Consider the following 3039-nt stretch of genomic DNA (forward strand, 5'->3'; position numbering starts at 1 on the left):
GGGCGCCGTTCCGGCCCCCCCTGCCCGTCCCGCCAGGAAGCGGGCCGTTGCCAGCGGCACAAGAACGCGGAAGGCCGAAACCTGCCCTTTGACCCGACCGGACCTCCACCGGATGTTCGAGCAATTGCGACAGCCGCCGCACGATGGCAAGGCCCAGCCCCAGCCCGCGCAGCCGGTCGCGCTCCGGATTGCCGACCTGATGGAACTCCTCGAAGATGCGATCCAAGTGTTCGGGCGGAATGCCGATGCCGGTGTCCTGCACCTCGACCGCCAGCCGGTCGCCATCCGGTCCGGCATCGACGCGGCAGCGGATGCGGATGGCGCCGGCTTCGGTGTAGCGCAGGGCGTTGTCGACCAGATTGCGCAGCAGCTGCATCAACAGACCGCGGTCGCTGCGCAGCACCGCCTCGCAGCTCTCGACCCGCCAGACCAGGCCCTTTGCGGTCGCCTGTTCGCCATAGGCTGCATCGAGCGCGTCGGTGATCTCGCCGATCTCGAAGGTATCCAGCACCGGCGTCACCACGCCGGCTTCCAACCGCGACACTTCCAGCAACCCGTCGAGCAACCCCTTCATGGTGTCCAGCCCCTGGTCGAGCCGGGAAAGCAGATCGCGCCCGCTGTGGTCGCCGACATGGCGGGCAAGCGCTGCGGACAGAAAGAACAGCGCCTGGAGGGGCTGGCGGAGATCGTGGCTGGCGGCGGCGAGGAACTTCGACTTGGCGAGATTGGCGCGCTCGGCTTCCTCCCGGGCGGCGTCGCGCTCCGCTTCCAGCGACTGAAGACGATGAATGAGACTCATGCTTCGACCACGGCTCTCATGAAGGATGGTTGGGGTCCCGAAGGCGCCCCGTTTCCATTTTCAAACAGAACCGGGGTTAATGTTAAAATGCATTAACCATAATCATGCTGCAGCGCGCAACCCCTCCCAGGCATATGCGCCGCATGGGCAGGGTCCATGAAGAAAGGTTAATGCTGGTTCATATGCGAAAGCCCCGGCATTTTTCCGGGGCTTTCCGCATTATGAGCTCAATTGGCCACCCGACGCCAAACGCCGTGGGCACACCTTTCGATGACCTTCCCCTCGAAAATGGCCTGTCTGAAATCGGCCCGTTCGAAATTGGGGAACGCTCAGACGCTGCGACGAACCGCCATGTGGATCTCGCCGCGCGTCAATCCAATGTCGGACAGTTCGGCATCGGACATGTGGTTCAGCTCATTTTCCGCACGATGAAGTTCAATCCGTTCGCGGGTCCAATGAACGACCCGTTGAAAGAGGGTGTTTTGCTTTGTTCCAGCGGCAAACAATTCACCGGACGAAGACTGCATCGAAGAGTAGGCCATGTTGATCTCCTGCGCTTGGCGCTGATTACATGAGCCTATTTTGCCTCTCGCGGTCGCGAAATCAACGATCCACCCTCTGCGGCCCAGCGGCGGCAGACCTGCGCGGATTCGATAGAACATTCGTGGTCAAATCAACGCGGGCACAAAAAAACGCGCGGAGGTTTCCCCCCGCGCGCCTTCCGGAACAACGGCTTGGCCGTCGAGCCGCTTACTTGACGCTCGACTTGCGCGACAGGTTGTGGTGCGCCTCGATGTAGCGGACGGTGCCCGACTTGGAGCGCATGATCACCGAATGGGTGTAGGCGCCGCCGGGGAAGCGGCGGACGCCCTTCAGCATGGCGCCGTCCGTCACGCCGGTGGCGGCGAACATGACGTTGCCGCGCGCCAGCTCATGCAGGCTGTACTTCTTGTCGAGGTCGGTGACGCCCCACTTGGCGGCGCGGGCCTTCTCGTCGTCGTTGCGGAACAGCAGACGGCCCTGGAACTGACCGCCGATGCAGCGCAGGGCCGCGGCGGCCAGCACGCCTTCCGGCGCACCGCCGGAGCCGACATACATGTCGACGCCGGTGCCGGCCTGGCTGGTGGCGATGACGCCCGACACGTCGCCGTCATTGATCAGCATGATGCGGGCGCCGGCTTCACGGACGCGGGCGATCAGCTCGGCATGACGCGGACGGTTCAGGATGCAGACCAGCAGCTCCTGCACCTCGGTGCCCTTGGCCTTCGCCAGCGCCTTCAGGTTGTTCGCCGGTGTCTCGTCCAGATCGACGATGTTCTCCGGCAGGCCGGCGCCGACGGCGATCTTGTCCATGTAGACGTCGGGGGCGTTCAGGAAGCCGCCCTCCTCCGCCATGGCGATGACGGCCAGCGAGTTCGGGCCGCCGGTGGCGCAGATGGTGGTGCCTTCCAGCGGGTCGAGCGCGATGTCGACCTTCGGGCCGGAGCCGATGCCGGCACCGACCTTCTCGCCGATGTACAACATCGGGGCTTCGTCGCGCTCACCCTCGCCGATCACGACGGTGCCGTCGATGTAGAGCGTGTTGAGCGCCTGGCGCATGGCGTCGACCGCGGCCTGGTCGGCCAGCTTCTCGTCGCCGCGACCCATCAGCAGCGAGGCCGACAGGGCGGCGGCCTCGGTCACGCGGACGGCCTCCAGGGCGAGGTTGCGGTCCATGTGGGACAGGTCGACATGCGTAGACGGCGTAGACATCGTGTGCTCCCCCCGACTCTTCGGTCGTATAAGGCTGTGTTTGGTTAGGTGGGAAACGGTCCCGGTCAGAACTGCCGGTCAGAACTGCTCGATCCGGATCATCCGCGGCGGCTCCAGCACGCTGTCGCTGGCCGCGATGGTCGCAAGCGCGCGCTGCATGGCCGCCTCCTCGGTGTCATGGGTGGTCAGCACCACCGGAACACCAGCGCCCGGCGAACGGCCGCGCTGCAGGAACTGCTCCATGGAGACGTTCTGGTCGCGCATCGCCGCTGCGATATCCGCTATCACACCGGGACGGTCCACGACCATCAGGCGGACGTAGTAAGACCCGCGGCGCGCCTCCATCGGCGACGGGGTTGCCGCGCCAAGCCGGTCGGCCGGAACGCCGAAGGTGGGCGTGGACCGCCCGCGGGCGATGTCGATCAGGTCGGCGACCACCGCCGAGGCAGTCGGACCGGCACCGGCACCGCGGCCGACGAACAGAACCC

4 protein-coding genes are annotated in these 3039 nt (G+C 65.5%); all 4 read right to left on the minus strand.

The genetic code is table 11. The annotated features are described in order from the left end of the window. A partial coding sequence (locus I71_RS35250; RefSeq protein WP_244434041.1) for a HAMP domain-containing sensor histidine kinase occupies nt 1-799 on the minus strand: 799 nt, incomplete at its 3' end. A 329-nt stretch (nt 800-1128) separates the two neighbouring features. Continuing rightward, complete coding sequence (locus I71_RS41125; protein ID WP_083897397.1) at nt 1129-1461, minus strand: DUF1127 domain-containing protein; 333 nt, start codon at nt 1459-1461, stop codon at nt 1129-1131. 88 nt (nt 1462-1549) lie between these two features. Next, entirely contained in the window at nt 1550-2551 is a 1002-nt protein-coding gene (gene glpX, locus I71_RS25295; protein WP_244434043.1) for a class II fructose-bisphosphatase, read from the minus strand. A 78-nt stretch (nt 2552-2629) separates the two neighbouring features. After that, nucleotides 2630-3039, minus strand: a 410-nt coding sequence (locus tag I71_RS25300) for an ACT domain-containing protein (RefSeq protein ID WP_042700292.1), incomplete at its 5' end; no start/stop codon positions are given.

It is taken from the genome of Azospirillum sp. B506 (assembly GCF_000333595.1).
Taxonomy (GTDB): Bacteria; Pseudomonadota; Alphaproteobacteria; order Azospirillales; family Azospirillaceae; genus Azospirillum.